The sequence below is a fragment of the Amycolatopsis sp. NPDC054798 genome (assembly GCF_053611505.1).
The window spans coordinates 1-24,049 of record NZ_JBSHAM010000109.1 but is presented as its reverse complement, the minus strand read 5'-3'; the positions used below and the strand labels follow the sequence as shown (position 1 = coordinate 24,049).

Annotated in this window: 24 protein-coding genes; 12 read left to right on the top strand and 12 right to left on the bottom strand. The window is 69.8% G+C overall.

Annotated elements, in window-relative coordinates; translation table 11 throughout:
- Window positions 1-116: 116 nt before the first annotated feature.
- Both ACWGIC_RS38955 and ACWGIC_RS38950 read right to left on the bottom strand, forming a co-directional pair.
- Window positions 117-2,207 (bottom strand): prolyl oligopeptidase family serine peptidase, encoded by a 2,091-nt coding sequence (locus tag ACWGIC_RS38955; RefSeq protein WP_452080962.1) that lies wholly within the window; start codon window positions 2,205-2,207, stop codon window positions 117-119.
- A 21-nt stretch (window positions 2,208-2,228) separates the two neighbouring features.
- On the bottom strand, window positions 2,229-3,083 hold the full coding sequence (locus ACWGIC_RS38950; protein WP_452080961.1) for a PPK2 family polyphosphate kinase: 855 nt from the start codon (window positions 3,081-3,083) through the stop codon (window positions 2,229-2,231).
- 184 nt (window positions 3,084-3,267) lie between these two features.
- On the opposite strand from ACWGIC_RS38950, the gene rocD reads away from it, so the two are divergent.
- Window positions 3,268-4,506, top strand: a complete 1,239-nt coding sequence (gene rocD / locus ACWGIC_RS38945) for an ornithine--oxo-acid transaminase (RefSeq protein ID WP_452080960.1) — start codon at window positions 3,268-3,270, stop codon at window positions 4,504-4,506.
- A gap of 33 nt (window positions 4,507-4,539) precedes the next feature.
- On the opposite strand, the gene ACWGIC_RS38940 is transcribed toward rocD, so the two are convergent.
- Genes ACWGIC_RS38940 through ACWGIC_RS38930 form a run of 3 tightly spaced genes read right to left on the bottom strand, consistent with a single transcriptional unit; the run spans window position 4,540 to window position 7,590 of the window.
- Window positions 4,540-6,018 carry a hypothetical protein gene (locus ACWGIC_RS38940; RefSeq protein WP_452080959.1) on the bottom strand — a complete coding sequence of 493 codons (1,479 nt, stop codon included), beginning with the start codon at window positions 6,016-6,018 and terminating at the stop codon, window positions 4,540-4,542.
- A gap of 45 nt (window positions 6,019-6,063) precedes the next feature.
- The gene (locus tag ACWGIC_RS38935; RefSeq protein WP_452080958.1) at window positions 6,064-6,414 is read right to left on the bottom strand and encodes a hypothetical protein; all 351 of its coding nucleotides are present in this window, start codon (window positions 6,412-6,414) and stop codon (window positions 6,064-6,066) included.
- Window positions 6,415-6,438: 24 nt separating this feature from the next.
- Complete coding sequence (locus tag ACWGIC_RS38930; RefSeq protein ID WP_452080957.1) at window positions 6,439-7,590, bottom strand: serine hydrolase domain-containing protein; 1,152 nt, start codon at window positions 7,588-7,590, stop codon at window positions 6,439-6,441.
- A 70-nt stretch (window positions 7,591-7,660) separates the two neighbouring features.
- Here ACWGIC_RS38930 and ACWGIC_RS38925 point away from each other — a divergent pair, with 70 nt between their 5' ends.
- The gene (locus ACWGIC_RS38925) at window positions 7,661-8,242 is read left to right on the top strand and encodes a phosphatase PAP2 family protein (RefSeq protein WP_452080956.1); all 582 of its coding nucleotides are present in this window, start codon (window positions 7,661-7,663) and stop codon (window positions 8,240-8,242) included.
- On the opposite strand, the gene zapE is transcribed toward ACWGIC_RS38925, so the two are convergent.
- The gene (gene zapE / locus ACWGIC_RS38920; RefSeq protein WP_452080955.1) at window positions 8,184-9,227 is read right to left on the bottom strand and encodes a cell division protein ZapE; all 1,044 of its coding nucleotides are present in this window, start codon (window positions 9,225-9,227) and stop codon (window positions 8,184-8,186) included. The genes ACWGIC_RS38925 and zapE overlap by 59 nt on opposite strands.
- A 773-nt stretch (window positions 9,228-10,000) precedes the next feature.
- Between zapE and ACWGIC_RS38915 the strand changes: the two genes are divergently transcribed.
- The 7 genes from ACWGIC_RS38915 to ACWGIC_RS38885 all read left to right on the top strand — a co-directional run bounded on the left by ACWGIC_RS38915 (window position 10,001) and on the right by ACWGIC_RS38885 (window position 15,145).
- Window positions 10,001-10,456, top strand: a complete 456-nt coding sequence (locus ACWGIC_RS38915) for an Asp23/Gls24 family envelope stress response protein (protein ID WP_452080954.1) — start codon at window positions 10,001-10,003, stop codon at window positions 10,454-10,456.
- 205 nt (window positions 10,457-10,661) lie between these two features.
- On the top strand, window positions 10,662-10,838 hold the full coding sequence (locus tag ACWGIC_RS38910; protein ID WP_009075692.1) for a hypothetical protein: 177 nt from the start codon (window positions 10,662-10,664) through the stop codon (window positions 10,836-10,838).
- On the top strand, window positions 10,835-11,221 hold the full coding sequence (locus tag ACWGIC_RS38905) for an Asp23/Gls24 family envelope stress response protein (protein WP_452080953.1): 387 nt from the start codon (window positions 10,835-10,837) through the stop codon (window positions 11,219-11,221). Before ACWGIC_RS38910 ends, ACWGIC_RS38905 begins: the two co-directional genes overlap by 4 nt.
- Window positions 11,221-11,754: a DUF6286 domain-containing protein gene (locus ACWGIC_RS38900; RefSeq protein WP_452080952.1), complete on the top strand. Its 534-nt coding sequence runs from the start codon at window positions 11,221-11,223 to the stop codon at window positions 11,752-11,754. Before ACWGIC_RS38905 ends, ACWGIC_RS38900 begins: the two co-directional genes overlap by 1 nt.
- Window positions 11,754-12,353, top strand: a complete 600-nt coding sequence (locus ACWGIC_RS38895) for an alkaline shock response membrane anchor protein AmaP (protein ID WP_452080951.1) — start codon at window positions 11,754-11,756, stop codon at window positions 12,351-12,353. Before ACWGIC_RS38900 ends, ACWGIC_RS38895 begins: the two co-directional genes overlap by 1 nt.
- Before the next feature lie 26 nt (window positions 12,354-12,379).
- Window positions 12,380-13,453, top strand: coding sequence for an ATP-dependent DNA ligase (locus ACWGIC_RS38890; RefSeq protein WP_452080950.1), 1,074 nt, complete (start codon window positions 12,380-12,382; stop codon window positions 13,451-13,453).
- A 192-nt stretch (window positions 13,454-13,645) separates the two neighbouring features.
- Window positions 13,646-15,145 carry an alpha/beta hydrolase gene (locus ACWGIC_RS38885; protein WP_452080964.1) on the top strand — a complete coding sequence of 500 codons (1,500 nt, stop codon included), beginning with the start codon at window positions 13,646-13,648 and terminating at the stop codon, window positions 15,143-15,145.
- 379 nt (window positions 15,146-15,524) lie between these two features.
- Here ACWGIC_RS38885 and ACWGIC_RS38880 read toward each other — a convergent pair whose 3' ends face one another.
- The 3 genes from ACWGIC_RS38880 to ACWGIC_RS38870 form a co-directional block, all read right to left on the bottom strand.
- Window positions 15,525-15,896 (bottom strand): hypothetical protein, encoded by a 372-nt coding sequence (locus ACWGIC_RS38880; RefSeq protein WP_452080949.1) that lies wholly within the window; start codon window positions 15,894-15,896, stop codon window positions 15,525-15,527.
- 553 nt (window positions 15,897-16,449) lie between these two features.
- On the bottom strand, window positions 16,450-17,037 hold the full coding sequence (locus ACWGIC_RS38875) for a TetR/AcrR family transcriptional regulator (protein WP_452080948.1): 588 nt from the start codon (window positions 17,035-17,037) through the stop codon (window positions 16,450-16,452).
- A 70-nt stretch (window positions 17,038-17,107) separates the two neighbouring features.
- Window positions 17,108-17,347 carry a DUF2630 family protein gene (locus tag ACWGIC_RS38870; RefSeq protein ID WP_452080963.1) on the bottom strand — a complete coding sequence of 80 codons (240 nt, stop codon included), beginning with the start codon at window positions 17,345-17,347 and terminating at the stop codon, window positions 17,108-17,110.
- A gap of 87 nt (window positions 17,348-17,434) precedes the next feature.
- Between ACWGIC_RS38870 and trxA the strand changes: the two genes are divergently transcribed.
- Window positions 17,435-17,806, top strand: coding sequence for a thioredoxin (gene trxA, locus ACWGIC_RS38865; RefSeq protein ID WP_344267449.1), 372 nt, complete (start codon window positions 17,435-17,437; stop codon window positions 17,804-17,806).
- A gap of 77 nt (window positions 17,807-17,883) precedes the next feature.
- Here trxA and ACWGIC_RS38860 read toward each other — a convergent pair whose 3' ends face one another.
- A complete protein-coding gene (locus ACWGIC_RS38860; protein WP_452080947.1) occupies window positions 17,884-18,813 on the bottom strand; it encodes a proline dehydrogenase family protein in 930 nt (309 codons plus the stop codon).
- A 15-nt stretch (window positions 18,814-18,828) separates the two neighbouring features.
- Window positions 18,829-20,457: an L-glutamate gamma-semialdehyde dehydrogenase gene (gene pruA / locus ACWGIC_RS38855; protein WP_452080946.1), complete on the bottom strand. Its 1,629-nt coding sequence runs from the start codon at window positions 20,455-20,457 to the stop codon at window positions 18,829-18,831.
- A 117-nt stretch (window positions 20,458-20,574) separates the two neighbouring features.
- Here pruA and ACWGIC_RS38850 point away from each other — a divergent pair, with 117 nt between their 5' ends.
- On the top strand, window positions 20,575-22,167 hold the full coding sequence (locus ACWGIC_RS38850) for a PucR family transcriptional regulator (RefSeq protein WP_452080945.1): 1,593 nt from the start codon (window positions 20,575-20,577) through the stop codon (window positions 22,165-22,167).
- A gap of 41 nt (window positions 22,168-22,208) precedes the next feature.
- Window positions 22,209-22,865, top strand: a complete 657-nt coding sequence (locus ACWGIC_RS38845; RefSeq protein ID WP_452080944.1) for a maleylpyruvate isomerase N-terminal domain-containing protein — start codon at window positions 22,209-22,211, stop codon at window positions 22,863-22,865.
- Here ACWGIC_RS38845 and ACWGIC_RS38840 read toward each other — a convergent pair.
- Window positions 22,862-23,857, bottom strand: coding sequence for an LLM class flavin-dependent oxidoreductase (locus ACWGIC_RS38840; RefSeq protein WP_452080943.1), 996 nt, complete (start codon window positions 23,855-23,857; stop codon window positions 22,862-22,864). The two genes, ACWGIC_RS38845 and ACWGIC_RS38840, sit on opposite strands and share 4 nt — an antisense overlap.
- Between the last annotated feature and the right edge of the window lie 192 nt (window positions 23,858-24,049).

Here is a 24,049-nt window from a genome sequence, read left to right as displayed (position 1 = left end):
GAGGAGCAGCGTGCACGGCCCCCCGGGCCGGGCGCGCCGCTCCTCGACACGCCGACTTCAAGGCGATCCCGCACGCGACGGCGAAGCCGGCGCCAAAAACACAGTTTGCCGCACCATCAAACCCCGCCTAGCTCACCCTGTATCCACTCGATCTGGAGCCGCATGAGGTTCTCCGCGACCTCCTCGGCCTGCGGTGTCATGTGCGTCGCGCCCGCGAGCGGCAGGAAGCCGTGCGGGCGGCCCTTCGCCAGCAGCGCCGAGGAGAGCCGGAGCGCGTGCGCCGGGAAGACGTTGTCGTCGGCCAGTCCGTGCACGATCAGCAGCGCCCGCTCGAGCGACCCGGCGTCCGCGATGAGCGAGTTGTGCTCGTAGCTTTCCGGTTCGTCCTGCGGTTTGCCGAGGTAGCGCTCGGTGTAGTGGGTGTCGTACAGCGACCAGTCGGTGACCGGTGCGCCCGCGACCGCCGCGTGGAACACGTCCGGCCGCCGCAGTACGGCGAGCGCGGACAAGTAGCCGCCGTAGGACCAGCCGCGGATCGCGACCCGCTCCAGGTCCAGCTCGGGATGCGCCTCGGCGGCCGCGTGCAGGGCGTCGACCTGGTCGGCGAGCGTGACGTCGGCGAGCTTGCCTGCGATCTCCTTCTCCCACGCCGGTCCGCGGCCGGGCGACCCGCGACCGTCCACGACCAGCACGGCGAAACCTTGGTCGGCGAGCCACTGCGGCGTCAGGAAAGCGTTGCGGCTCTGGAGAACCCGCTGTGCGTGCGGACCGCCGTACGGGTCGAGGAGCACCGGCAGCTTGCCCTCGTCCGGCTCGTAGCCGCGCGGCAGCACCAAAGCCCCGCGCAGCTGGCGTTCACCGAGGGTGAGCCAGGTCAGGTTGGGCACGATCTCCGGGTCCACAGTGGACGATTTGATCGAGCCGACCTCGATGCCGTCGCGCAGCACGGTCACGTTCGGTCCACTGTGGTCGAGACTCCACGAGGACAGCACCGTGAGAGCCGCACTCCCCGAACCGACGTGCACACCGTCCGTTGTGGACAGACGACGCACGGTGCCGTTTTCGGTGCGGTACAGGTGCACCTGCGTCGGGTCGTCTTCCGAAGCGGTGAAAAGAATCTCCTCGCCGACGTGCAGCACCATCCGCAGCTGCATCCCCGGCGGCGTGACCGGCTTTCCGTCCACCAGGAGCCGGTGGTCGCCGTCGGCCGCGCTTTCCACCACCAGCTTGCCGTCCGCGGTCCACGCGGGCACGCCCTGGAAAATCTCGACCCAGTGCTCGTCGGTCTCGCTGTGCACCTCGGCGACCGACCCGTCGGCCGGGTCCAGCGCCAGCACGGTGAGCCGCTTCTGGTCCCGCGGCTGCACAGCCAGCAGCGGCTGTCCGCCCGCCGACCAGTGCACGGTGACCAAGTACTCCCAATCGCCTCGCGCCACGTCGACGCGGCTGCCGTCCAGGCCCAGCACGGCCAGCGACACCTCGGCGTTCGGCGAACCCGCCGCCGGATACGCCACGACGTTCGCCGGCAGCTGCGGGTTCGCCGGGTCGCCGATCGTCCAGCGCGGCACCGGACCGCGGTCCGCGCGCTCCACGATCACGCTGCGCCCGTCCGGTGCCCACCAGTAGCCGCGCGTGCGGTCCATCTCCTCGCCCGCGATGAACTCCGCGAGACCCCAGGTGACGTCCTCGTCGTCCTCGCCGACGAGCACACGGTCCTCGCCGGTCGCCAGCTCGATCACGCGCAGGCGGCGCTCGCGCACGTACGCGACGTGCGTGCCGGTCGGGTTCGGCCGCGGATCGATCACGGACCCGTCGACCAGGATGCGCGTCTCACCGCTCGCGAGGTCGAGCGTGTAAAGCTTGCCGGAAAGCGTGAAGGTGACAACGGTGAACGCGTCGTCGACGCCGAAGGCCACCACGCCGCCGCCGGTCTCCCGGGCCCGCTCGCGCCGCGCCCGCTCCTCCGGCGGCAGGTCCTCGTCGCCGGACACCAGCTCGGCCGCGTCGATCAGCTTCGTCTCCTCGCCGGTGGCGAGGTCGAACGACCACAGGCTGTGCCGCGGATCGGTGCCGGTGGCGCTGCGCAGGAACAGCACCCGCGAACCGTCCGGGGCGACCCGGAACTGCTTGGGCGCGCCGAGAGTGAACCGCTGGGTGCGGGCCTGCTGGCGGAGGAACGGAACGTCGTCGAGTGCAGAATCGGTCACGACCAGCACTCTTTCAGATGATCAGCCGGGCACGCCAACACCCTGCAGCGCGGCCCGCTGTTCGTCGACGTCGTAGGCCGGCTCCGGGAAGCTCGGGTCCATCTCGGTCAGCGTCTCCACGAGCAGCTCGGCGACCGCCCAGTTGCGGTACCACTTGCGGTCGGCGGGGACCACGTACCACGGAGCGTGCTCGGTCGACGTGCGCTTCAGCACGTCGGCGTAAGCCTTCTGATAGGCGGGCCACTGCCGGCGCGCCTCGATGTCCGCCGGGTCGAACTTCCACCGCTTCTCCGGCCGGTCCAGCCGCGCGGTCAGCCGGCGCAGCTGCTCCTCCGGCGAGATGTGCAGGAAGACCTTGACCACGGTGGTGCCGTTGTCGGTCAGCTCCTTCTCGAACGCGTTGATCTGCGCGTACCGCTGCCGTCGCTCGGCGGCGGGGAGCTGGCCGAGGACTCGCGGCACGAGGACGTCCTCGTAATGCGAGCGGTCGAACACGCCGAGGTGGCCCGGCGACGGGAGCTTCTTGCGGATGCGCCAGAGGAAATCGTGCTTGCGCTCGGCGGCCGTCGGCTTCTTGAACCCGGCGTACTGCACGCCCATCGGGTTCACGAGGCCGAGCACGTGCCCGACGGTGCCGCCTTTGCCGGAGGTGTCCATTCCCTGCAGCACCAGCAGCACACTGCGGGTGCCGCCGCCGATGCCCTCCGCGTACAGCGCTTCCTGCAACCCGGCGAGCGCCTCCCCGGCCGACTCCAGCTTCTTGCCGCCTTTCGCCTTCTTTTCCGGCCCCACGGGCGACGAAGCCGGGTCCGGCAGCTCGTCGCCCGCCCGGAGCGCGTCGCGGACCCGGTTTCCGTTCTGCTGCTTCTTCGCCATCCCGGGACGATAACCGCACGCGCGGTCGATCCCGGGGACTTCTCCGCCGGCCCGGGCGGGTGTCATCCGGTCGAGCGAGCCGCGCAGCGAATCGCCGGTCGGCCCCCTCGATTGCGCAACGAACGACGGGGGAAAGCAACGTTTCCCGGCTGAACTCCCCGCGAACGGCCTCTAGCCTGAACGCATGACAGCGTCCGTCCAGCCTGCCGACACCGCGCGTCCCACCTCCCCCGACGGCTTCATCGCGCTCGACGAGCAATGGAGCACGCACAACTACCATCCGCTGCCGGTCGTGATCGCCGAAGCCGAGGGCGCTTCGGTGACCGACGTGGCCGGCAAGTCCTATCTGGACTTCCTGGCCGGCTACTCCGCGCTCAACTTCGGCCACCGCAATCCCGAGCTGATCGCCGCCGCGACCGAGCAGCTGGGACGCGTCACGCTCACCTCCCGCGCGTTCCACCACGACCAGCTGGGGCTGTTCTGCCGCGAGCTGGCCGAGCTGACCGGCACCGAAATGGTGCTGCCGATGAACTCCGGCGCCGAGGCCGTCGAGTCCGCGGTGAAGGTCGCGCGCAAGTGGGCGTACCAGGTCAAGGGCGTTCCGGCGGGCACCGCGGAAATCGTGGTCGCCCGGTCGAACTTCCACGGCCGCACCACCACCATCGTCTCGTTCTCCAACGACGAAACCGCGCGCGCCGACTACGGGCCCTTCACCCCAGGCTTCGTCCAGGTGCCCTACGGCGACGCCGAAGCACTGAAGGCGGCCATCACGCCGCGTACTGCGGCAGTGCTGATGGAGCCGATCCAGGGCGAGGCAGGCGTCATCGTGCCGCCGCCAGGGTTCTTCGCCGAGGTTCGGCGGCTGTGCGACGAGAACGGCGTGCTGATGATCGCCGACGAGATCCAGTCCGGTCTCGCGCGCACCGGCACTGTGCTGGCGCTGGAACACGAAGGCGTCCGCGCGGACCTGTACACGCTGGGCAAGGCTCTCGGCGGCGGCATCGTCCCGGTGTCCGCAGTGGTCGGCAGCCGCCAGGTGCTGGGCGTGCTGAAGCCCGGCGAACACGGCTCGACCTTCGGCGGCAACCCGCTGGCTTGTGCGGTCGGCCGCGCCGTGGTGCGGATGCTGCAGACCGGCGAGTACCAGAAGCGGTCCACGGAACTCGGCGCACACCTGCACGAGCGGCTGGCGAAGCTGGTCGGCGACGGGGTCTCGGAGGTGCGCGGACGCGGCCTGTGGGCGGGGGTCGACATCGCGCCGGACGGTCCGACCGGAAGGGCGGCGTCCGAGGCGCTGGCCGGGTTGGGCGTGCTGTGCAAGGAAACGCACGACCGCACGCTGCGCGTCGCACCGCCGCTGGTGATCACCGAAGCCGAACTGGACCGCGGCGTCGACGCGATCGCCCAGGTCGTACGCGGCTGACCCGCTCGGTGACCGCCGTTTTCCGGGCGGCGGTCACCGGGTGGGCATCACTGCGACCGTCGACCCGTCCGGCGAGGCGGTCACCTCGATGCCGCGGCCGTAATCGTCCTGGACGGACGTGCGCAAGCTCCACGTTCCGTCGTTCTCCCGAAGCCCCACCGAAACCTTGTCACGCGGGAAACCGGGCATCCGCTCGTTCACCTTCGCGAGGATCGCGGGCAGCGCCTTCGGCGACAGCTTCGACAACTCGAACAGAGGTGCGCCCGGTTCCGGCTGGATCGGCGAAGGCCGGTGTTCGACGAGACGTCCGCGATACCAGTCGTAGTCGTCCGCGGTTCCCGGGCCAGGGCCGGGCACCTGGAACTCGACGTGATCAGTGCGGATGATCGCTTCGTACGCTTCCGGACGGCCGCTCAGCTTGGTCAGCAACGCGGCGACCTCCTGGAAACCGCGCTCGGTGAACGCGTCCGCCGTGAGCGCCGGAACGCCCTTCGCGTCCGCGACCAGCTGACGATCGCTGTCCTTCGCCGACCGGACCGTCATCGTGATGCCCACGTCCTCGCGGCGAATGCTCACGCGCGCGTCCGCCGGGTCTCCGCCGAAACTCGCGACAAGGCCGGGTATCGCGGCGAAATTGACCTCGCTCGCGGCGAATTGCTTGTCCGGCACGCCGGTGGTGGTCGAATCGCGTTTCACCGTGCCACCGCGGTAGCTGAGGTATGCGCCGGGAATCGTTGCGCGCAGCTGGTCCTTTTCCACGGTCAGGTCTTCGAAACGCTGACTCTCGGCGGACAGTTTCGCCACGCCAGTACGCAAATCGTCCGCCGTGAACAGGTCCGGCGGGAAGAGAAGCTGGCCGAGGACGTCTTCCCGGATCGGCACCAGCAACGCCGCCGCGATGACGGCCGTGCTCACCACTGTCATCGCCAGCCGTCCGGCGGCATTCCCTTGCCGCTCTTCAGGTTCCCGCGTCCGTTCCTCGCCGATGACCCCGGCCTGCCACGGCCGTTCAGTCCACTCTCGCGGCGGATCGGCGTCCACCACGACCACTCCGGGGTACCGCGGGCTCTGCTTGACCACGACGACCGTGCCCGGCTGATACGCCGCGGACCGCACCGGATGGATCAGCTCCCGGCCGGTCGCCCGGTACGCGGTCTCGTTCGGCGGCGCGACGACCAGCTTCAACTCGGTGACGTACGCGTCGTTGATCTGCGTCCCGGTCGTCTTCAGGCTTTCGATCTTGGCGAGCGCACGCTCGCCGTGCTGCTGAACGAAACGCGTGCCCGGCGGGGACGCGGGCCCGTGCAGCGACCGGGCGATGCTGCCAAGGATCAGCACCATGATGGTGAGACTGATGCCGACGGACCCGGCCGCGATGTACCAGCCGTAGCCGAGGACGAAGCCGCCGACGACACCGGCGAGCGCGAGCCCGAGCGGCAGTGCGTACACCAGCCGCAGGAACCGGATCAGCCGGAGCGCCGGAGACCGCCGCGGTTCTGGGGTAGTGAGCACAATTGGCGTGTTTACTGCACTCCCGGTGAAGCCACCAGACGGGGGTCAGGCTGACGTCACCTCGACGCCGCTCAGGCCGGTGTTGTCCTGCTGCTGCCCGTCGCCGCCCGGCACGGTGGGAATGTCGCCGGCGCTGAGACCGGACAGGTAAAGCCCGGCCTCGGCACCGGCTTCCGCGGACTGCCGCTTGCGGCGCGCCGTTTCGATCCTCGTCACCACGACCTCGCGAGCGCCGCCGGGCAACTGCACCACGGCGTTCGCGCCGACCTGCACGGTGCCGTCAGTGACCGTGCCGGTGACCACGACCCCGCGCGTCGGGATCTGGTAGATCTCAGAGATCCGGAACCGGAACGGGCCGGACGGGGTTTCAGCCGGACGGCGCGAGAACAGCGACATGGGACCAGCATCGCATCACCGCGGTCACTCGTCTTTCACCGGCTGCCGCTGCGCCGCCGCGTGGACCGCGGCGGCCAGCCGGTCGTGCTCCGGATGGGACCAGGTGGCGGAGAACTGCCGCCGCGTGTACCCGAACGCGATGCCGCTGCGCGGGTCCACGAAGGACTCGGACCCAGCAGAGCCGTTGTGCCCGAACGCATTCGCGCTGAGGAACGGATAACGCAACCCTTTCGCCTGAAACCCGAGCGCGTACTGGCCAGCGTCACCGGTCACCAGATCGCGGCCGGTCGAATGGAGCATGGCGAACTCCCCCAGCGTGCCGGGTTCGAGCAGCGGCGGCCGTCCGTCCAAACCAGACACTGCGGCCGCGTACAGCCCCGCCAGCCCGCGTGCACTGCCGACCCCGCCCGCGGAAACCTGCCCCAGCGCCCGCACCCGCCGGGTGTTGACGAACGCCACTTGGTCGAGCGGCGGCGTCGAGTCGAGCGCGTAGCCGATCCCGCCCAGACTGTGCGGGCTCGGGACGTACGCCTGGAACGCCGCGAGTTCCTCAGCGCTGGCTTCCCCCGCCAGCACCTCGCGGTACCGGTGTTCCTCTTGCTCGGGCAGTCCGAGGTACAGGTCGAGGCCGTACGGTTCGCGAACCCGCGTCTCGAAGTGCTCCTGCACCGACTGCCCGGTGACCCGCCGGACCACCTCGGCGACGACCGAGAACCCGCCGAATCCGCTGTAGCCGTAAGCAGATCCCGGCCGCCAGAACGGCCGCTGCCCCGCCAGCCGCCGGGCGATCACCCGGTCGTCCGCGAGTTCCTCGGCGGACAGACCGCCGTCCGCCCCGATCACTCCGGAGCGGTGCGTGAGGACGTCGCGCACCGTGATCCCGCCCTTGCCCGCAGCGGCGAACTCCGGCCAGTACTGCGCGACCGGCGCGTCCAGGTCCAGAACGCCGTCCTGCACGAGCAGCGCCACTGCCAACGTCGTCGCCCCCTTGGTCGACGAGTAGATGCCGGTCAGCGTCTCGCCCGTGACGTCGCCGGCCCAGAGATCGACCACCAGCCGCCCGTGCACGCGGACCGCCAGCTGCACGCCCGCGCTCGCCTCGGCCGCCACCGCGAACTCGTCGCGAACCGGCTCGAAGCCGTCCGCGACAGTCCCGCGGATCTCGATGTCCCCCATTAGCCCTCCGATCGTCCGTGTCGGAAGGAAGACCCACGCGCCGCCACGAATGTGACTAGGCTTCGACCTCGTGACCGCCAGGCGGACTCTCGCCCTCTTCGCCGCGCTCTGCGCGCTCGCCACGCTTGTGTTGGGACTGCTCGTCGCGCCATATGCGCCCGGCACAGTGGACCAATGGGCCGCCAGGTCTGCCTCGACGCTGAGCCCGGCCCTGCTCAACACACTGGTGCTGCCCACCGAGCCATACGTGCTCATCCCCGCCGTCGCCGTTATCGCCGGACTCTGTCTTTATCGGCGCAACCGGCTCGACGCAGTGCTCGCCGTGGCAGGCCCGTTCGCCGCCATCGCACTCAACAGCTGGGCGTTAAAGCCCGCTTTCGACCGCTGGAAAGGCGGCACCCTCGTCTACCCGAGCGGCCACACCGTCAGCCTGGTAGCCGTGCTCACCGTCGTTGTGCTGCTGGTCCGGTTCAAGGCCGTCGCCGTCGCAGTGGGCGTGGTGCTGGTCGGCTGCGCAGCCGTCGGCATGATCGGCCTCGGCTACCACTACCTCACAGACATCGTCGGAGGCGTCTGCTTCGCCCCCGCCGTGGTCACCGCGATGCGGGCGGCGCTGTCACCGCGTCGCGCGCCAGAGCCGTCAACCGGCTGACCGCGCGCAGGTACTTCTTGCGGTAACCGCCGTTCAGCATTTCCTCGCTGAACAGCTCCGGCAGCGGCACGCCGGACACGACCACCGGGATCGCCCGGTCGTACAGCCGGTCCGCCAACGCGACCAGCCGGAGCCCGACCATCTGGTCCGGCACTGGCGTCACGTGCTTGAGATGCACCCGCCGCACCCCGTCGAGCAGTTTCCCGTACCGCGAGGGATGCAACTGCCCGAGATGCGCCGTCAACGCGCCGAATTCGTCCACAGTGGACCCTTCGTGCGCGGCCGCCGAGACGTCGATCTCGTCGTCGCTGACCGGCGGCGGCGCGTCCGGCAGCCCGCGGTGCCGGTAGTCCGGCCCGTCGACCCGGACGACCCCGAACCGCCGCGACAACGCCTGGATCTCGCGCAGGAAGTCCTCGGCGGCGAACCGCCCCTCGCCGAGCTTGTCCGGCAGGGTGTTGGAGGTCGCCGCGACATAGACGCCCGCGTCGGTGAGTTCCTGCAGCAACCGGCTGACCAACGTGGTGTCGCCGGGATCGTCCAGCTCGAACTCGTCGATCGCCAGAAGCCGGTGCTCCGACAGCCGCGCGACCGCGTTGGCGAACCCGAGCGCGCCGACCAGGTGCGTCAGCTCGACGAACGTCCCGTACGCCTTGGGCCCCGGAGTCTCGTGCCACGTCGAGGCGAGCAGGTGGGTCTTGCCGACGCCGAACCCGCCGTCGAGGTAGAGCCCCATCGGCCCGTCCGGAATCGCCGCCCCGCCCCCGAAGAGCGACCGCAGCCGCGACTTCTTGGCCTTGGCCGCCCCGATCCGCGAAGCGAACGCCGAACACGCCTCGACCGCGGCGGCCTGGCTGGGCTCGTCCGGATTCGGCAGGTAAGTGGAAAACCGAGCCTCGCCGAACCGCGGCGGCGGCACGAGGGACGCGATCAGCTCGTCGGCCCCTAACTCGGGAAACCGGTCGGTCAGCGCAGCGGCGGGCATGGTCGGAGAGCCTATCCGGGCGCTCCCGGCCGGTTCGGCGCGCCTCAGCGCGGCGGAGGACGGCAAATCCCCCGGTCGGAGCCGCCTTGTGACGGCGACGGGGCGGGTAGGACGGGGTGCGTGTGGCGACTGTCACCGGGCTTGGTTGCTGGCCGGGGCTCGTCGCACCGGGGTGAGACTGCGGCGCTGTTCGGGAGCACTGTCTTGGCGGCCGGGACATCGCTCTGGACCGACACGGCGGTGCCGGTCCGGAGCTTCGGCCCAGAGCACTGGCTCGGCAGCCGGGCGCTCCGTTGCCGCTCCGGCCGCAGCGCAAGGCCGGAGTCGCAGTGCTAGTCCAGCACCACCTCGGTCGCCGGGTGTTGCGTCACCCGGTCCCGCGCAGGCGACACCGGACCGGAACCGCAGCACTCGGCCAGCACAGCCCTCGGTCACCAAGCCCGGCCTCGCCCGGTCCAGCCCAGGCGGTGCCCGGTCGCGACCACGGCACTAGTCCCGCTCCGCTGCACATGCCCGGTCCACGTCACCCGCTCAGCACTGCCTCTCAGGCCGGGCCGCCCCGGGCGAGCTTGGCTGGCTAGCCGCGGAACCGCTCGCTGCACCGCAAACCCCACGCGCCACCTCCCCCGCCAGCCGCGGCATCACCCATTCGAGTGATGCCGCGTGAGTTTTCGCCCGGTCGGGAGGTCTTTCGGACGGGCATGTCCCCGGCGCCGCGAGCCGCTCGCGGCGACACTGGACGCGCCATGTCCGCCTACAGGGAGCGAGGAACCATGCCGACCCCGAACCGGCCCGATGTCCCGGCTGCTGTCCCGACTGCCGCGCTGGCGGCGGCCGACCAGACGGACACCGGTGGACGCACCACGATTTCCTCGCTCGTCGTGCAGAAGATCGCGGCTCTGTCGACGCGCGAGGTCGCGGGCGTGCACGCGCTCGGCGGCGGGGTGTCGCGGGCGATCGGCGCCATCCGGGACCGGATCCCTGGCTCGGGCGCGGCTTCCACCGCAGGCGTCTCGGTGGAGGTCGGCGAGAAGCAGGCGGCGATCGACCTCGACGTCGTAGTCGAGTACGGCGCGCGGATCGCGGAGGTCGCGCGCGACGTGCGGCGCAACGTCATCACCGCGGTCGAGCAGATCACCGGGCTCGAAGTGATCGAGGTCAACATCGCGGTCAACGACGTCCACCTGCCCGGCGAGGAGGACGAACCCGAGTCGAGCCGGGTCGAATGACCGGACGGCCGCCCGGCTCCCCGGCATCCGGCCCCGGCATGTTCCCGCGGCAGTACGGCCGGACCGCTTCCAGCTCCGGAGAACCGAGGGCAGCTGGGCGCTCGAGACCCGCCTAACGGCTCCTGCCGCCAAGCCCGCTCGCCGCAGCAAGACAGATCAGGCATCACCTCAACCGCCGCAGCACGCAATCCCAGGAGGGCGCACGTTGAACGCTACGCAGACCGGGATCCTCGCCGGGCTGATTCTCGGACTGGCCGCCACGCAGGGGTTCACCGCTTTCCTGGTGACCTTCGCGGTCGGCATCATCGGGCTCGTGGTCGGCCGGGTCCTCGACGGCGAACTCGACCTCGGCGACCTGTTCGGGAAGGGCCGAGACAAGTGACCGGGGCGGTCGAGGCAGGGCTATCCCGCAGCGACCTTCCGGACCCCGCCGAACGCGGTTCGCTCACCATCGCGCACGCCGTAGTGCGCAAGGTCGCGCAGCACGCCGCCGACCAGGTGCCCGGGACGATGCTCACCGAGCGCCGCGTCGCTGGCGTCAGCACCGGGACTTCCGGCGCGTCCGCCAAGGTCGGCGGCTCGGACAACGACGTCGATCTGTCCCTCGATCTCGCGTTGCGCTATCCGGCGCCCGTGCGGGAAGTGACCGGGCAAGTGCGCGCGAAGGTCGTCGAAGAGGTCGAACGCATCACCTCCTATCAGGTTCGTTCGGTCGCGGTGAAGGTCACCGCGTTGTTGCCGGACGTGCCGCCGAGGGTGCGATGATGCGCATCCTCGTCCGTCTTCTGTCCACTGTGCTCGGTCTGGCCGTCGCGGCCGGCGGCGCGTTGCTGGCGCTCGAGGTCGCGTGGGCTTGGTGGCAGCCAGGCAAGGCTCCGCTGCTCGTGCCGTGGCCTCAGTGGAAGTCCCAGATCGCCGAGCTGGACTGGACCAGCACCCCGGTGCGGATCGCCGCCGGGATCGCTGTGCTCGCCGGGCTTGTCCTCCTGTTGCTGGCGCTCGGTGCGGGCGACCGCGCAGTGCGGATGACCGACCCCGCTGACGGCATCACGGTGAGCACTTCGCCGCGAGCGCTCGCACGGTTGGTCGGGCTGGCGGTGCGCGCGCAGGACAACGTGCGCGGCGCGTCCGTGACGGCCAGCTCCCGGCGGGTGCGCGTGCGCGCGACAAGCCGGCTGGAGAACGAAGAACAGCTGCGGCCACGGCTGTTGGAGACAGTCGCGGGCGTGCTGGACGACCTCCCGTTGCAGCGTCGTCCGAAGGTGTCTGTGGTCGTCGACTCCCCGAAGGACCGGTGATGAGCGCTTCCGCGGCGCGTCGCGCGCAAGGCCGTTCGTACGGTGCCGAGCGCACGCTGACCTCCCTGGTCGGCGTGCTCGGAGTGCTGGCTGGCGCCGGTGCGCTGGTGGTCGGCATGGGGTGGCTCGGGCAGTTCCGCGGGCACCGGCCGGTTCTCGACCCGATCGCCGTCGGCTGGCTCGGCGGCCACGCGCTGTTCGCGCGGATCGGCGCGATCGTGCTCGGGGTGCTGCTGGTCGTGTTCGGACTGTGGTGGGTTCTCCGTTCGCTGCGCCCGGAACGCCGCCCGGACCTGAAACTCGACGAGACGATCGGCGCAGAGCTCACCGTCACGGCCGGAGCGCTGGCCAGCGCGGTGCAAACGGATGCGGAGAGCATCGACGGGGTTGCCCGGGCTCGCGTCCGGTCGGTGGGCACGGTCGCGGAACCGGCGTTGCGGATCACGCTCTGGCTGGCCGAGGGCACGGAGGTCCGGCGCGTGTGGGAAGACCTCGACGCGTACGTGCTGACCCGGGCCAGGGAATCCCTCGGCGTCGAGGCGCTGCCGACCGCCGTGCGGCTCGAACTCGACACAACCGGCTCGGCACGCGTGCGCTGATCCCGCGTTTCACCCAGAATGCCCGCATGGCCCTCCCTGTGCAGGCACCGATCAAGCCCATGCTGGCGAAGCCGGCGAAAGCCATCCCCGAGTCCGGCGGCCTGCTGTTCGAACCGAAGTGGGACGGGTTCCGCTGCCTGGTTTTCCGGGACGGCGACGAAATCACCCTGCAGTCGCGCGCGGAGAAACCGCTGAACCGGTACTTCCCGGAAGTTCTCGCCGCGCTGCGGGAAACCTTGCCGGAGCGCGTCGTGCTCGACGGCGAGCTGGTGGTGGCTCGCGACGGCAAGCTCGATTTCGACGCGCTGACCGAGCGCATCCACCCGGCGGAGAGCCGCGTCCAGCTGCTCGCCGAACAGTCGCCCGCGCAGTTCCTGGCTTTCGACGTGCTCGCGCTGGGCGACGAGTCGTTTGTGGACGAGCCGACGTCGGCGCGCCGCGAACGGCTCGAGTCCCTGCCGGGCATCGCGCTGACCCCGGCGACGACCGATCCGGAGACCGCGAGGCACTGGTTCGAGCTGTTCGAGGGGGCCGGATTGGACGGCGTGATCGGCAAGCCGCTCGACGAGCCGTACTCGCCGGGCAAACGAGTTTTGTTCAAATACAAGCATTCCCGCACCGCGGACTGCGTGCTCGCAGGCCTGCGCTGGCACGTGGACGGCGAACCGGGCGAGGCGGTCGGCTCCTTCCTGCTGGGCCTGTACGACGAGAACGGGCTGCTGCACCACGTCGGTGTGGTCGGCTCGTTCCCGGTCGCGCGTCGCCGCGAACTGGCGCAGGAGCTGGCCCCGCTGATCACTGACGGCGAAGGACATCCGTGGCTGGGCGACGCGGTCCGCGAAGGCCAGCGGATCCCCGGCGGCATCACGCGCTGGCGGTCGAAAGAACAGCCGTGGGTGCCGTTGCGGCTGGAGCGCGTGGTGGAGGTCTCGTACGAGCACACGGAAGGCGGCTACCCGTCTCGCTTCCGGCACACCGCTCAGTTCGCGCGCTGGCGACCGGACCGCGAGCCGTCGTCGTGCGGCTACGCACAGCTGGACGAGCCGGCCCGGTACGACCTGGCGGCAGTGTTCCGGGGCGAGGTCGTGCGCACCCGCTGACCGGCCCCGGGCCGCCTGGACCAGCGTGGACCGGACACGCCGCAGGACCCGCTCACTGGCTTCCCACACCGGGCGTGCCAAGCTCGTCCGAGAGTTCCGCCGAGCAGACGTGAGGATCAGCCCGTGCACCGCCGTTCCCCCAGCCGTTCCCGTACGCGCGCCCGGCTGGTGGCGGCGACGCTGGGAGTGCTCATGCTGGCCGGGTGCACCAGCGGGCCCTCGGTACGCCCGGCGGTGATCGACAACGACGGGCGCGCTACCACCGCGCCGCCTCCGAGCACTGCCGCGGTGCCGTTGCCGCCACTGGCCGAGCCCAAGAAATCCGCTCTCCGGTGGGCCAACTGCGACGCGGACACCCGGCAGCGGATGGCCGCTCCGGGGCTGCCGGATTCGCTGCACGTCAGCTGTGCTCGCATGACGTCTCCGCTCGACGCACCCGACGACACGCAGCATCTGCTCGCGCGCATCCTCGTGCTCAAGGCAGGCGACGGCCCGATCCCGCTCGTGGTGGTCAATGACATCGGCGGCGAGCCGGGCTCGCTGTTCGCCGCGCGGCTGGCGACGCGGCTGCCGCCGGAGTTCCTCAAGAAGTTCTCGCTGATCGGCGTGGACCGGCGCGGCACCGGGCTGTCCGGCGGAGTGCAGTGCGTGCCGCTGGAAGTGCGTTCCGAACTGCTGGGCGCGGACCCAGCGGAAGGCGGCCTCGGCGAGGTGCTCGACGCGGCTCGCCGGGCTGGTCAGCAGTGCGCGCTCGATCTCGACACCGCGCAGACCGCGCTGGACAGCTGGCGTACCGCCGGAGACCTCGACCAGCTGCGCAAACAGCTGGGTCTGGACCGGCTGAACGCGCTCGGCCGCGGCGACGGTTCGAAGGTGCTTTCGGAGTATGCGGTGCGTTATCCGGCGCAGGTGGGTCGAATGGTGCTGGACGGCATTCCGGACCCCGGCGAGGACCGGGCGGCCGTACTCGACGCGGTGGCCGCCGGCGCCCAGGCGACGTTCGACGCCTTCTCCGAGGACTGCGCCGCCCGCAACTGCCCGATGGGCGACGCGAAAGCCGCGCTGAAGACAGTGACCGACCGGCTTCGTACGTCTCCTGTGGACACTGACGACGGCGTGACGATGAGCCCAGGCGTGGCGACCTACGCGGTGTACCAAGGACTCGCCGACCGTTCGAGCTGGCCGGCCCTCGCCGACGCGCTGAACGCCGCGAAGAACGGCGATGTGACCGCGCTGGCCGGCTTCGCGAATCCGATCGTCGCGGACGTCCGCGGCCGCACGTCGCGCATCGGCGGCACCATCGCGACCCGGTGCAACGACTCGACCACCCGGCTGCCCGCCGATCAGCTGGACCGGGCCGCGGCGGGAATGCGCGCGAAGTACCCGCAGTTCGGCGCGGCGGTCGCTCAGGAACTCGCCTGGTGCGGCGCTTGGCCGGTCCGCCGTGAGGCGCTGCCTCCCGCTGGCGCGCCGGGTGCCCCGCCCATTCTGGTGGCCGCTACCGCCACCGACCCGGTGACGCCGCAGATCGGCACCACCCGGGCCGCGGACCAGATGCCCAGTGCCGTGACCGTCACCTGGCAGGGCGTCGCCCATGGCGCGGTCGGCCAATCCCCTTGCGTCACCTCCGCCGCGCAGTCCTTCCTGATCGACGGCAAGATCCCGGACAACGGCACCCTCTGTCCGGCCTAGGGATCGGCCGGACTGGCGAGAAGCGCTGTTTCTCGCGCGCCTAGCGCTTTCGACAGCGGATCTGTCGAAAGGTTCCATCTCGCCGAGATATCGCCGCCATCCGCCGCACAGCAGTCGGCTGATCCGGCTGAGCCGTCGTTCGCCCCGCTGTGGTCTGAGCGGGCGGGACCGGGGCTGCCCCGCTGAAGTCGTTTCGAACACTTTCGCAGCATCTCGAACAAGTGTTCGAGATTGCATCACTCAACCCGGCAGGATGAGCTCACCCACATGAGTGTGACGACAAGTGGTAGCTGTCACGGCCCGCTGCACTCGTTTGCCGCATCGGTGAGGCTGAGCACTTCAGGAGGCCGGTTGGACATGCTTGCTGGTCGCAGGGAGGTCAGTCCTCGCAACGATGGAGCACGTAGCCGAGCGTTCGTTGCACCCGCCGCAGGGTCTTGATCGTCTGCTCGTCTGAGAGGCCGGTCGTGATCGACCAATCACAGCCAGACCCGAACACGTCGCTGACGAACACGATTTCAGTAGCCGCCACCACTCGCCGCCAATCCTCAGGACTCAGCGGCTCGCCCGCGACGAGTGCGCTCCGCAGCCGACGCCCGTCCTCCAAGAGATCCGCCACGCTCCTGAAGCCCATCGCCACCGCGAGGGCTTCAGTGCAGCTCGCCGGGCCGCCCCATTCGGCCAGCCCCTGGCACAGGGTCTTACGCTCGTCGTCGGCCAACTCGACCGACACCAGCTTTTCACCGTTCACCGGCAAATCATGGCCGGTGCAGCCAGGAGCCGACCATTGCGGCCCGCGACGGGCTGCTGGGCACCTGGATCTCGCAGCCACCGTCACCGAGCAACGTTCGATGGAACGCGACCGACACCGTCTCGTGCTGGCTACCGCCTGTTTCTGCTGCCAACCATCATCTGCCGTTCGCAGAAGATCGCCAGGTCGAACCACCCGATGCCACCTATCGCCTGTAGCCACAATGAGCGGGGCTGGCCGCGCCCACTGTCACCTGCTGCGACGTGCCGCGAAGGCGAGGCACCGCAGCTCGACGACAACCGCGCCCGAAAGAGACATCAGGTTCAGTGCTCCGCATCCAAGTTGCCGCCTAAGCGGATACGACCCGTGGCAGCAGCGCTCGGACTACTGGACGAAGAACCGGGCAAGAACCCAGCAGAGCGGTTGCCGACGGGCCCTAAAGGTGTTGCCGCAGAAAGAATCAGCCTGAGGTCAGGGCGTCCGCTGCGACCAGGACCCGGCGGTTTCTTTCAGTTCCGCGATCGGTGCCGCGAGACCGCGCACAGCTTCCGTCCTAACGGGACACAGCGGAACTTGCAGCCGCCCAGGCCGCCTCGATCATCCGGAACACCTCGTCCACCGCGGCCTCCGGATCAGCGGCCTCTCGAGCCACCGAATAGGCGTCGACCACGAACCTGGCGATCGCCCGGCACGCCGTCGGAGTCCGCCCGAGCCCGGGTTCGGCCGCCATCGCCGCCGCGAGCGATTCCGCGTGCCGCAGGCGCATTGATTCCTCGTACTCGCGCAGCGCGGGCGATCCGTCGATCATCCGCCAGACCGGCGCGACGCTGTCCGCGGTGCAATGCCGCACCAGCGCCTGGATCTCCTCCCGCAACGCCGGGATCAGCGTCTCCGCCGAAGCCCGCCCCTCGACCGCGCCCCGGAGGCTCTCCTCGAAGTTCGAGTCCTGCTCGAAGACCAGCGCCTCTTTCGACGCGAAGTGCGAGAAGACCGTGGTCACCGCGACGTCGGCCTCGGCCGCGATGTCGCGGATGCCCACCTCGTCGTACCCGCGCTCGAGGAACAGCCGGAGCGCGGTGTCGGCGATCTTCTGGCGGGTCGCAGCCTTCTTGCGCTCGCGCCGCCCGGACGGCTCAGTCATCCGCGGATGCTATCAGCCACAAAATCTGCCCGGTTACCAAAAGCTAACAGTTAGCTTTTAATCGGGCCGGCTACTGCCGGTACCCCTCGACCTCGCTGACCGGCCGGACCGAAGCCGCGTCCGGATCGTCGTCGAACTCCACCCTGGCCCGCCGCTGCCGCAGCAGGTCCCAGCACTGGTCCAGCTCCTCCTCGGCCCGGCGCAACCGCTCCCGGTCGTCCGAGGACAACCCGACCCCGATCGCCCGGTCCCGCAGCTGTTTCTCCTCCGTGATCAGCTCGTCGATCCGGCCCAGGATTCCGTCAGCCACCTCAACCTCCAAGGAATCGTCAGTCACCCATCAGGACGCTACCCCGCCCCGGGGAATTCCCCACCCCGCTCGTTCGTTGAACCGCCCATGAGCACAGTGGAACTGACCGCGGACAACTTCGACCAGACCGTGACCGACAACGAGTTCGTGCTGATCGACTTCTGGGCGAGCTGGTGCGGCCCGTGCCGCCAGTTCGCACCGGTGTTCGAGAAGGCGTCGGAAAAGCACGGCGACATCACCTTCACCAAGGTGGACACCGAAGCCGAGCAGCAGCTCGCCGCCGCGTTCAACATCCGCTCGATCCCGACGCTCGCCGTGATCCGCGACAAGACCCTGATCTACTCCCAGCCCGGCGCCCTTCCGGAAGCCGCGCTGGAAGACCTCATCCGCCAGGCCCGCGAGGTCGACATGGACGAGGTGCGCAAGGCCGCCGCCGCGCAAGAAGCCGAGCAGGCCTGAGCCAGCCACCACAGGCGCACAACCGGGGAAAACACGAAGGCCCGGCACCCACCAGGGTGCCGGGCCTTCGCGCTGGTTCAGGACCGGGTGACGAGCCCGCGCAGGAAGAACGCGAGGTTCGCCGGCCGTTCGGCCAGCCGCCGCATGAAGTAGCCGTACCACTCGTCGCCGCAGGGCACGTACACGCGCACCGTCTCGCCTTCGCTGGCGAGCCGCTTCTGCTCCTCGGGCCGGATGCCGTACAGCATCTGGTACTCGTGGTCGCCGCTCGTGCGCCCGGCGTCGGCGGCGAGCTTTCCGGCGATCGCGATCATCCGCGGGTCGTGCGAGGCCACCATCGGGTAGCCCTTGCCCGCCATCAGCACGCGCAGGCAGCGCACGTAGGACTTGTCCACCTCGGACTTGTCCTGGAACGCCACCGATTCCGGCTCGGCGTAAGCGCCCTTGCACAGCCGCACGCGCGATCCAGGACCGGACAGCTCGTGGCAGTCCTGCTCGGTGCGGTGCAGGTAGGCCTGCAGCACCGCGCCCACCCACGGGTACTCGGCGCGCAGCTCGCGGAGGATGCCGAGCGTCGAGTCCGTGGTGGTGTGGTCCTCCATGTCGAGCGTCACCGTCGCGCCGACCGCGTCGGCCGCCGCGCAGATCTTCCGCGCGTTCTCGAGCGCGACGCCTTCGCCGTCGCCTGGCAGGAACTGCCCGACGGCGGACAGCTTGACCGAGACGTCCGCGCCCTTGGCGAGGCCCTGTTCGGACAGCGCCGTCAGCAACTCCTCGTACGCCTGCACGGTGGCGGTGGCCTGTGCGGCGTCGGTGGTGTCTTCGCCGAGGTGGTCGATGGTGATCTTCCGGCCGTCGGCGGCCAATTCCCGTGCGGTGCGCACGGCGTCGGCGGTAGCCGAGCCGGACACGAACCGGCGCACTACGGACCGGGTCACCGGTACCGCTTCGATCAGCGCACGCATCCGCTGCGAACGAGCGGCGGCGAGCAACGGGGCACGCAGCATGGCGGTGTCTCCTTCTCAGCCCTGGTGCGGGTAACGCACGGAGGTCGGCGGCACGAACGTCTCCTTGATCGAGCGCGGGCTCGTCCAGCGGAGCAGGTTGAAGACCGAACCGGCCTTGTCGTTCGTGCCGGAAGCGCGCGCCCCGCCGAACGGCTGCTGGCCGACGACCGCGCCGGTCGGCTTGTCGTTGACGTAGAAGTTGCCTGCGGCGAACCGCAGCGCCTGCGACGCCTTCGCGACGGCCGTGCGGTCGTTCGCGATCACGGCGCCGGTCAGGGCGTACGAAGCGGTCTCGTCGACCAGCTGCAGCACGGAGTCAAAGTCAGCGTCGTCGTACACGTACACCGAAAGGATCGGGCCGAAGTACTCGGTGCTGAAGATCTCGTGCTTCGGGTTCGTGGACACGAGAACGGTCGGCTGCACGAAGTAGCCGACGCTGTCATCCGCCGCGCCGCCGACGAGGATCTCGACCTCGCTGTCGTTCTTCACGCGCTCGAAGAGAGCGGCGTGCTTGTCGAAGGCGCGACGGTCGATCACTGCGCCGCCGAAGTGCGACAGGTCGGTGACGTCGCCGTAGCTGAGCGCGGCGGTCTCGGAAGCAAGGCCGTCCTTCAGCTGCTCCCAGATGCTGCGCGGCACGTACGCACGCGAAGCAGCGGAGCACTTCTGGCCCTGGTACTCGAAGGCTCCGCGGACAAGCGCGGTGCGAAGCACGTCGATGTCGGCCGACGGATGCGCGAGCACGAAGTCCTTGCCGCCGGTCTCGCCGACGAGACGCGGGTAGCTGCGGTAGCCAGCGATGTTCGCGCCGACAGTGCCCCACAGGTGCTGGAAGGTCGCGGTGGAGCCGGTGAAGTGGATGCCTGCCAGGTCGCGGTGCGTCAGGGCGACCTCGGAGACGGCCTTGCCGTCGCCCGGCAGCAGGTTGATCACGCCCGGCGGCATGCCGGCCTCTTCGAGCAGCCGCATCGTCAGGTGCGCGGCGAAGCTCTGCGTCGGCGACGGCTTCCACAGCACGGTGTTGCCCATCAGGGCGGGCGCGGTGGGCAGGTTGCCGGCGATGGCGGTGAAGTTGAACGGCGTGATCGCGTACACGAAGCCCTCGAGCGAACGGTGCTCCATGCGGTTCCACACGCCCGGCGAGCTGACCGGCTGCTGGTCGAGGATGCTGCGCCCGAACGCGACGTTGAAGCGCCAGAAGTCGGCGAGCTCGCACGCAGAGTCGATCTCGGCCTGCGTCGCGGTCTTCGACTGGCCGAGCATGGTGGCCGCGTTCAGCGTCGCGCGCCACGGGCCGGACAGCAGGTCGGCCGCGCGCAGCAGAATGGCGGCGCGGTCGTCGTAGGACAGCGCGCGCCACTCCGGAGCGGCCTTCGCGGCAGCAGCGATCGCGTCGGACGCGTCCTGCTTCGTGGCGCTGTGGATGGTGCCGAGGACGTGGCCGTGGTTGTGCGGCTGGACAACGTCGATCTTCTCGCCGCCGCCAGCGCGCTGCTCGCCGCCGACGGTGACCGTCAGGTCGACGGGACCGGCCTGACCCAGTTTCTTCAGCGCACCCTCCAGCTCGGCGCGCTCGGCGCTGCCCGGTGCGTACGTCAGCACCGGCTCGTTCTTCGGGGCGGGGGTCTGGGTCACGGCGTCCACGGCGGCTCCCTCGTTGGCTTACTCGTCGGTTGCCCGAAAGATAACGCCGCGCAACGGTCAGAGGTTTGTTCAAGCGGCTAGAATCGCCCAGATGATTTTGTCCGATCGGCCTACACGATGACGACCGCCGAACCCTTCGCCGGTGCCTCGCTGCGGCACGTGCTCGCGACCCTGGGCGAACCGCTCGTGCGGGTGCTCGTCGCGCCGCGCGGACTGGGCGTTCCGGTGCAGGACGTGGTGATCCTCGATCCCGAGGACCCACCCGAAACGCACCCCGGCGACCTGGTCCTGGTGATCGGCGCGCGAGGCCGGTCGGCGGCCGCGGCGATCCGGGCGGCCGGGCGCGCCGGAGCGGCAGCGGTGGCGGTGAAGGGCGAGGGCGGCACGGATGTCGCGGCGGACGCTGGCGTCGCGCTGCTCACCGTCGGCGCGGAGGCGCGGTGGGAGCAGGTCGAAGCGCTGGCGCGCGGGGTGGTCGACGCGGCCCGAGCGGGTGGCGAAGCGGAAACCGGCGAGGTGCTCGGAGACCTGTTCGCACTGGCCCAGACGGTCGCGACGCTCACCGGCGGCCTGGTCAGCATCGAGGACACCGCGAGCCGTGTGCTGGCGTATTCGAGAGCCGGAGACGAGGTAGACGAACTGCGGCGGCTGTCGATCTTGGGTCGCGAAGGGCCGGAACGGTACCTCGCGATCCTCCGCGAATGGGGCGTCTACCAGCGGTTGCGAGCCGGCGAAGGAATCGTGCGCGTGGAAGAGCGCCCGGAGCTGGGGATTCGCCGCCGCATCGCCGCCGGGATCCACGCGGGCTCGCAGCCGCTCGGCACGATCTGGGTGCAGGAAGGCGCGCAGCCGCTGACCGAGCAGGCCGAGGTCGCACTGCTCGGCGCGAGCCGAACGCTTGCCCCGCAACTGATCCGCGCGCGAACCCTGCCCGATCCGCAACTTCGGCTGCGCGAGGATTTGCTGGCCGGTTTGCTGGAAGGACGCGTCGACGCCGAATCCGTCGCCGACGACATCGGCGCTGATCCAGCACGCCCAGCACAGGTTTTGGCGTTCACGCTCGCCCGGCAGCAGTCCACCGCCGCTTCGGACCGGTTGCTGCGCCGGGCGGAACTGGTGCACCTGATCGCCGTGCACACTGCGGCCTATCGGCGGACCGCGCTCGTAAGCGTGCTCGGCGGCAGGGTGTACGCGTTGCTGCCGGATCTTCCCGAACATTCGGACGCCGCAGTGCTCGCGTTGGCGAAGGAAATCGTTGGCGCGGCCCGGAAACACCTCGACGCACCGGTCCGTGCCGCACTCGGCGGGATCGTGCCGAGGCTGTCGGACGCAGCGTTGTCGCGCGGCGACGCCGACCGGGTGCTGATGGCGATGACGCGCGGCCACTGGCCGTCCGACGTCGCGTCCTTGGCTGACGTCCGGGCCGACGTGTTGTTGTCGGAAGTGTTGGCCTACTTGGGAGATCAACCCCGGCTGCGCGATCCCCGCCTCGCCGAACTGCGCGCCCACGACGCCGACCACGGCGACATTCTGATCCCCGCAGTGCTGGCGTACCTGAACGCTTTCGGCGACGTCCGCACCGCCGCCCGATCGCTGAACATCCACCCGAACACCGTGCGCTACCGGGTTCGGCGAGCTTCTGAGGTGTCCGGGATCGACCTGACCGATCCGGCGCAACGGCTGCTCACCGAGTTGTTGCTGCGCCTGTAAAACCGGATGCCGCGCGGGTTCGCGATCGCTAAGGTGCCGTCGTGGACCTCTTCTTCCGCTCCTGGAACGCACTCCAGAACGCCGTCAAATCGCTTGAGGGCGGGCAGTGGCTGGCCCCGTCGGGCTGCACCGGCTGGCTGGTGCAGGACCTGGTGTTCCACCTGGTCATCGACGCGCAGGACATCCTGATCACGCTCGCGACCCCGTCCGAAGCAGAGCCGACGCACACCGCCGCCGAATACTGGGAACTCAGCACCGACCTGCCGACCGGCACGGAGCCGGAAAGCCTGTTCACCCGCCGCGCGGCGGTCAGTTACGGCACCACCGCCTGGCTGGCGCACCACTTCGACGACCTGGCCCAGGCAGCCGGACGCGCCGCGGCGCTCGCGGACCCGGCGTCGAAGGTCGAAACCCGTGACTACGTGCTGACAGTCGCGGACTACTTCGAAACCTACGTCGTGGAAGCGACGCTGCACCACCTGGACCTGGTCATGCATCTGTCCGGAGTGGACGGTCCAGACGCGGAATGCCTGGCCGCGACCCGGCGGACGGTGGAGACCGCGCTGGGTTCACCGCTGCCGTCGTCACTGGACGACCAGAGCGCGCTCCTGGTGGCGACCGGCCGCCGCGCCGCGACCGAAGACGAGAAGGCCGCGCTGGGCACGTTGGCGGAGAAGCTGCCGATCGTTCTCGGCTAGACCGAAAGCCGTTCCGCCGCAGTCAACTCAGCAAGAGCGGCAAACGATTCGACACGCGCGGCCGGGTCGTAAGTACTGGTGCTGACGAGCAACTCGTCCGCACCAGTCGCGGTGACCAGGTCCGCGAGGCGTGCGCCGACCTCGTCCGGAGTACCGCTGATCTGCCCTGCCAGCGTGTCGTCGAGACGACGGCGTTCGCGGTCAGTCATCGGCAGCGCCAAAATCTCGTCCGCGGGCGAAAGCGGCGGGAACACGCCATGGCTGCGCGAGTACACCGTGGACCAAGCCTCGGGCACCAGCAGCCGCCGAGCCTCCTCCGCAGTGTCCGCCACCGCGACCGCTGTCGACACGACGACATAGGGATCGTCCACATCGGACCGGAACGTTTCGCGGTACCGCGAAATCGCCTCGACCATCGCCCGCTGGCCATGCGCCGGAGCGATCACCAGCGGCAACCCGAGCCCAGCAGCGAGATCCGCGCCCGCGCCGGTAGCGAGCAAAAACACCGGCACCGGCAGCCCCTCGGCAGGGATCGCGTGTACACCGTCGTGCTCACCCCGAAAGAACGCTAGAAGCTCGCGAACCTGCCCGTCGAAACCGTCGGCCGCGTCCTTGCCCTGCCCGAGCGCCCGCCGCACCGGCTCGATGAACCCGACCGAACGCCCGATCCCGAGATCGATCCGCCCCGGGAACAAAGACTCCAGAATCCCGAACTGCTCAGCGACCACGAGCGGCCGATGATTGGGCAACATCACGCCCCCGGACCCGACCCGAATCCGCGAAGTCGCCGACGCCACCGCTGACGCGAGCACCGCGGGCGCAGACCCGGCTACTCCCGGCACGCCATGGTGCTCGGACACCCAAAACCGGTGGTAGCCAAGCGCTTCGATGTCACGCGCGAACGCGACGGTGTCCCGGATCGCCTGCGCGGTCCCCCGCCCTCGCCGCACAGGCGACCGGTCCAGCACGGAAATCGGAACGTCCACGTTCACGGCAACGCCTACCGCCCAGTCCGAATTCCCACCCCTCGACCACCAGATTGGGGCGCTAGCCCCACTCCCTAAACCCCCACCACCACGCCCCAAGAAACCCAGGCAGCCACTCCCCGCCCTGCACCCCGATACGAAGCCAAAAATGCGGGAGGAGGGTTCTTGGACAGGCAGCATTCCCGCCGAGACAAGCAA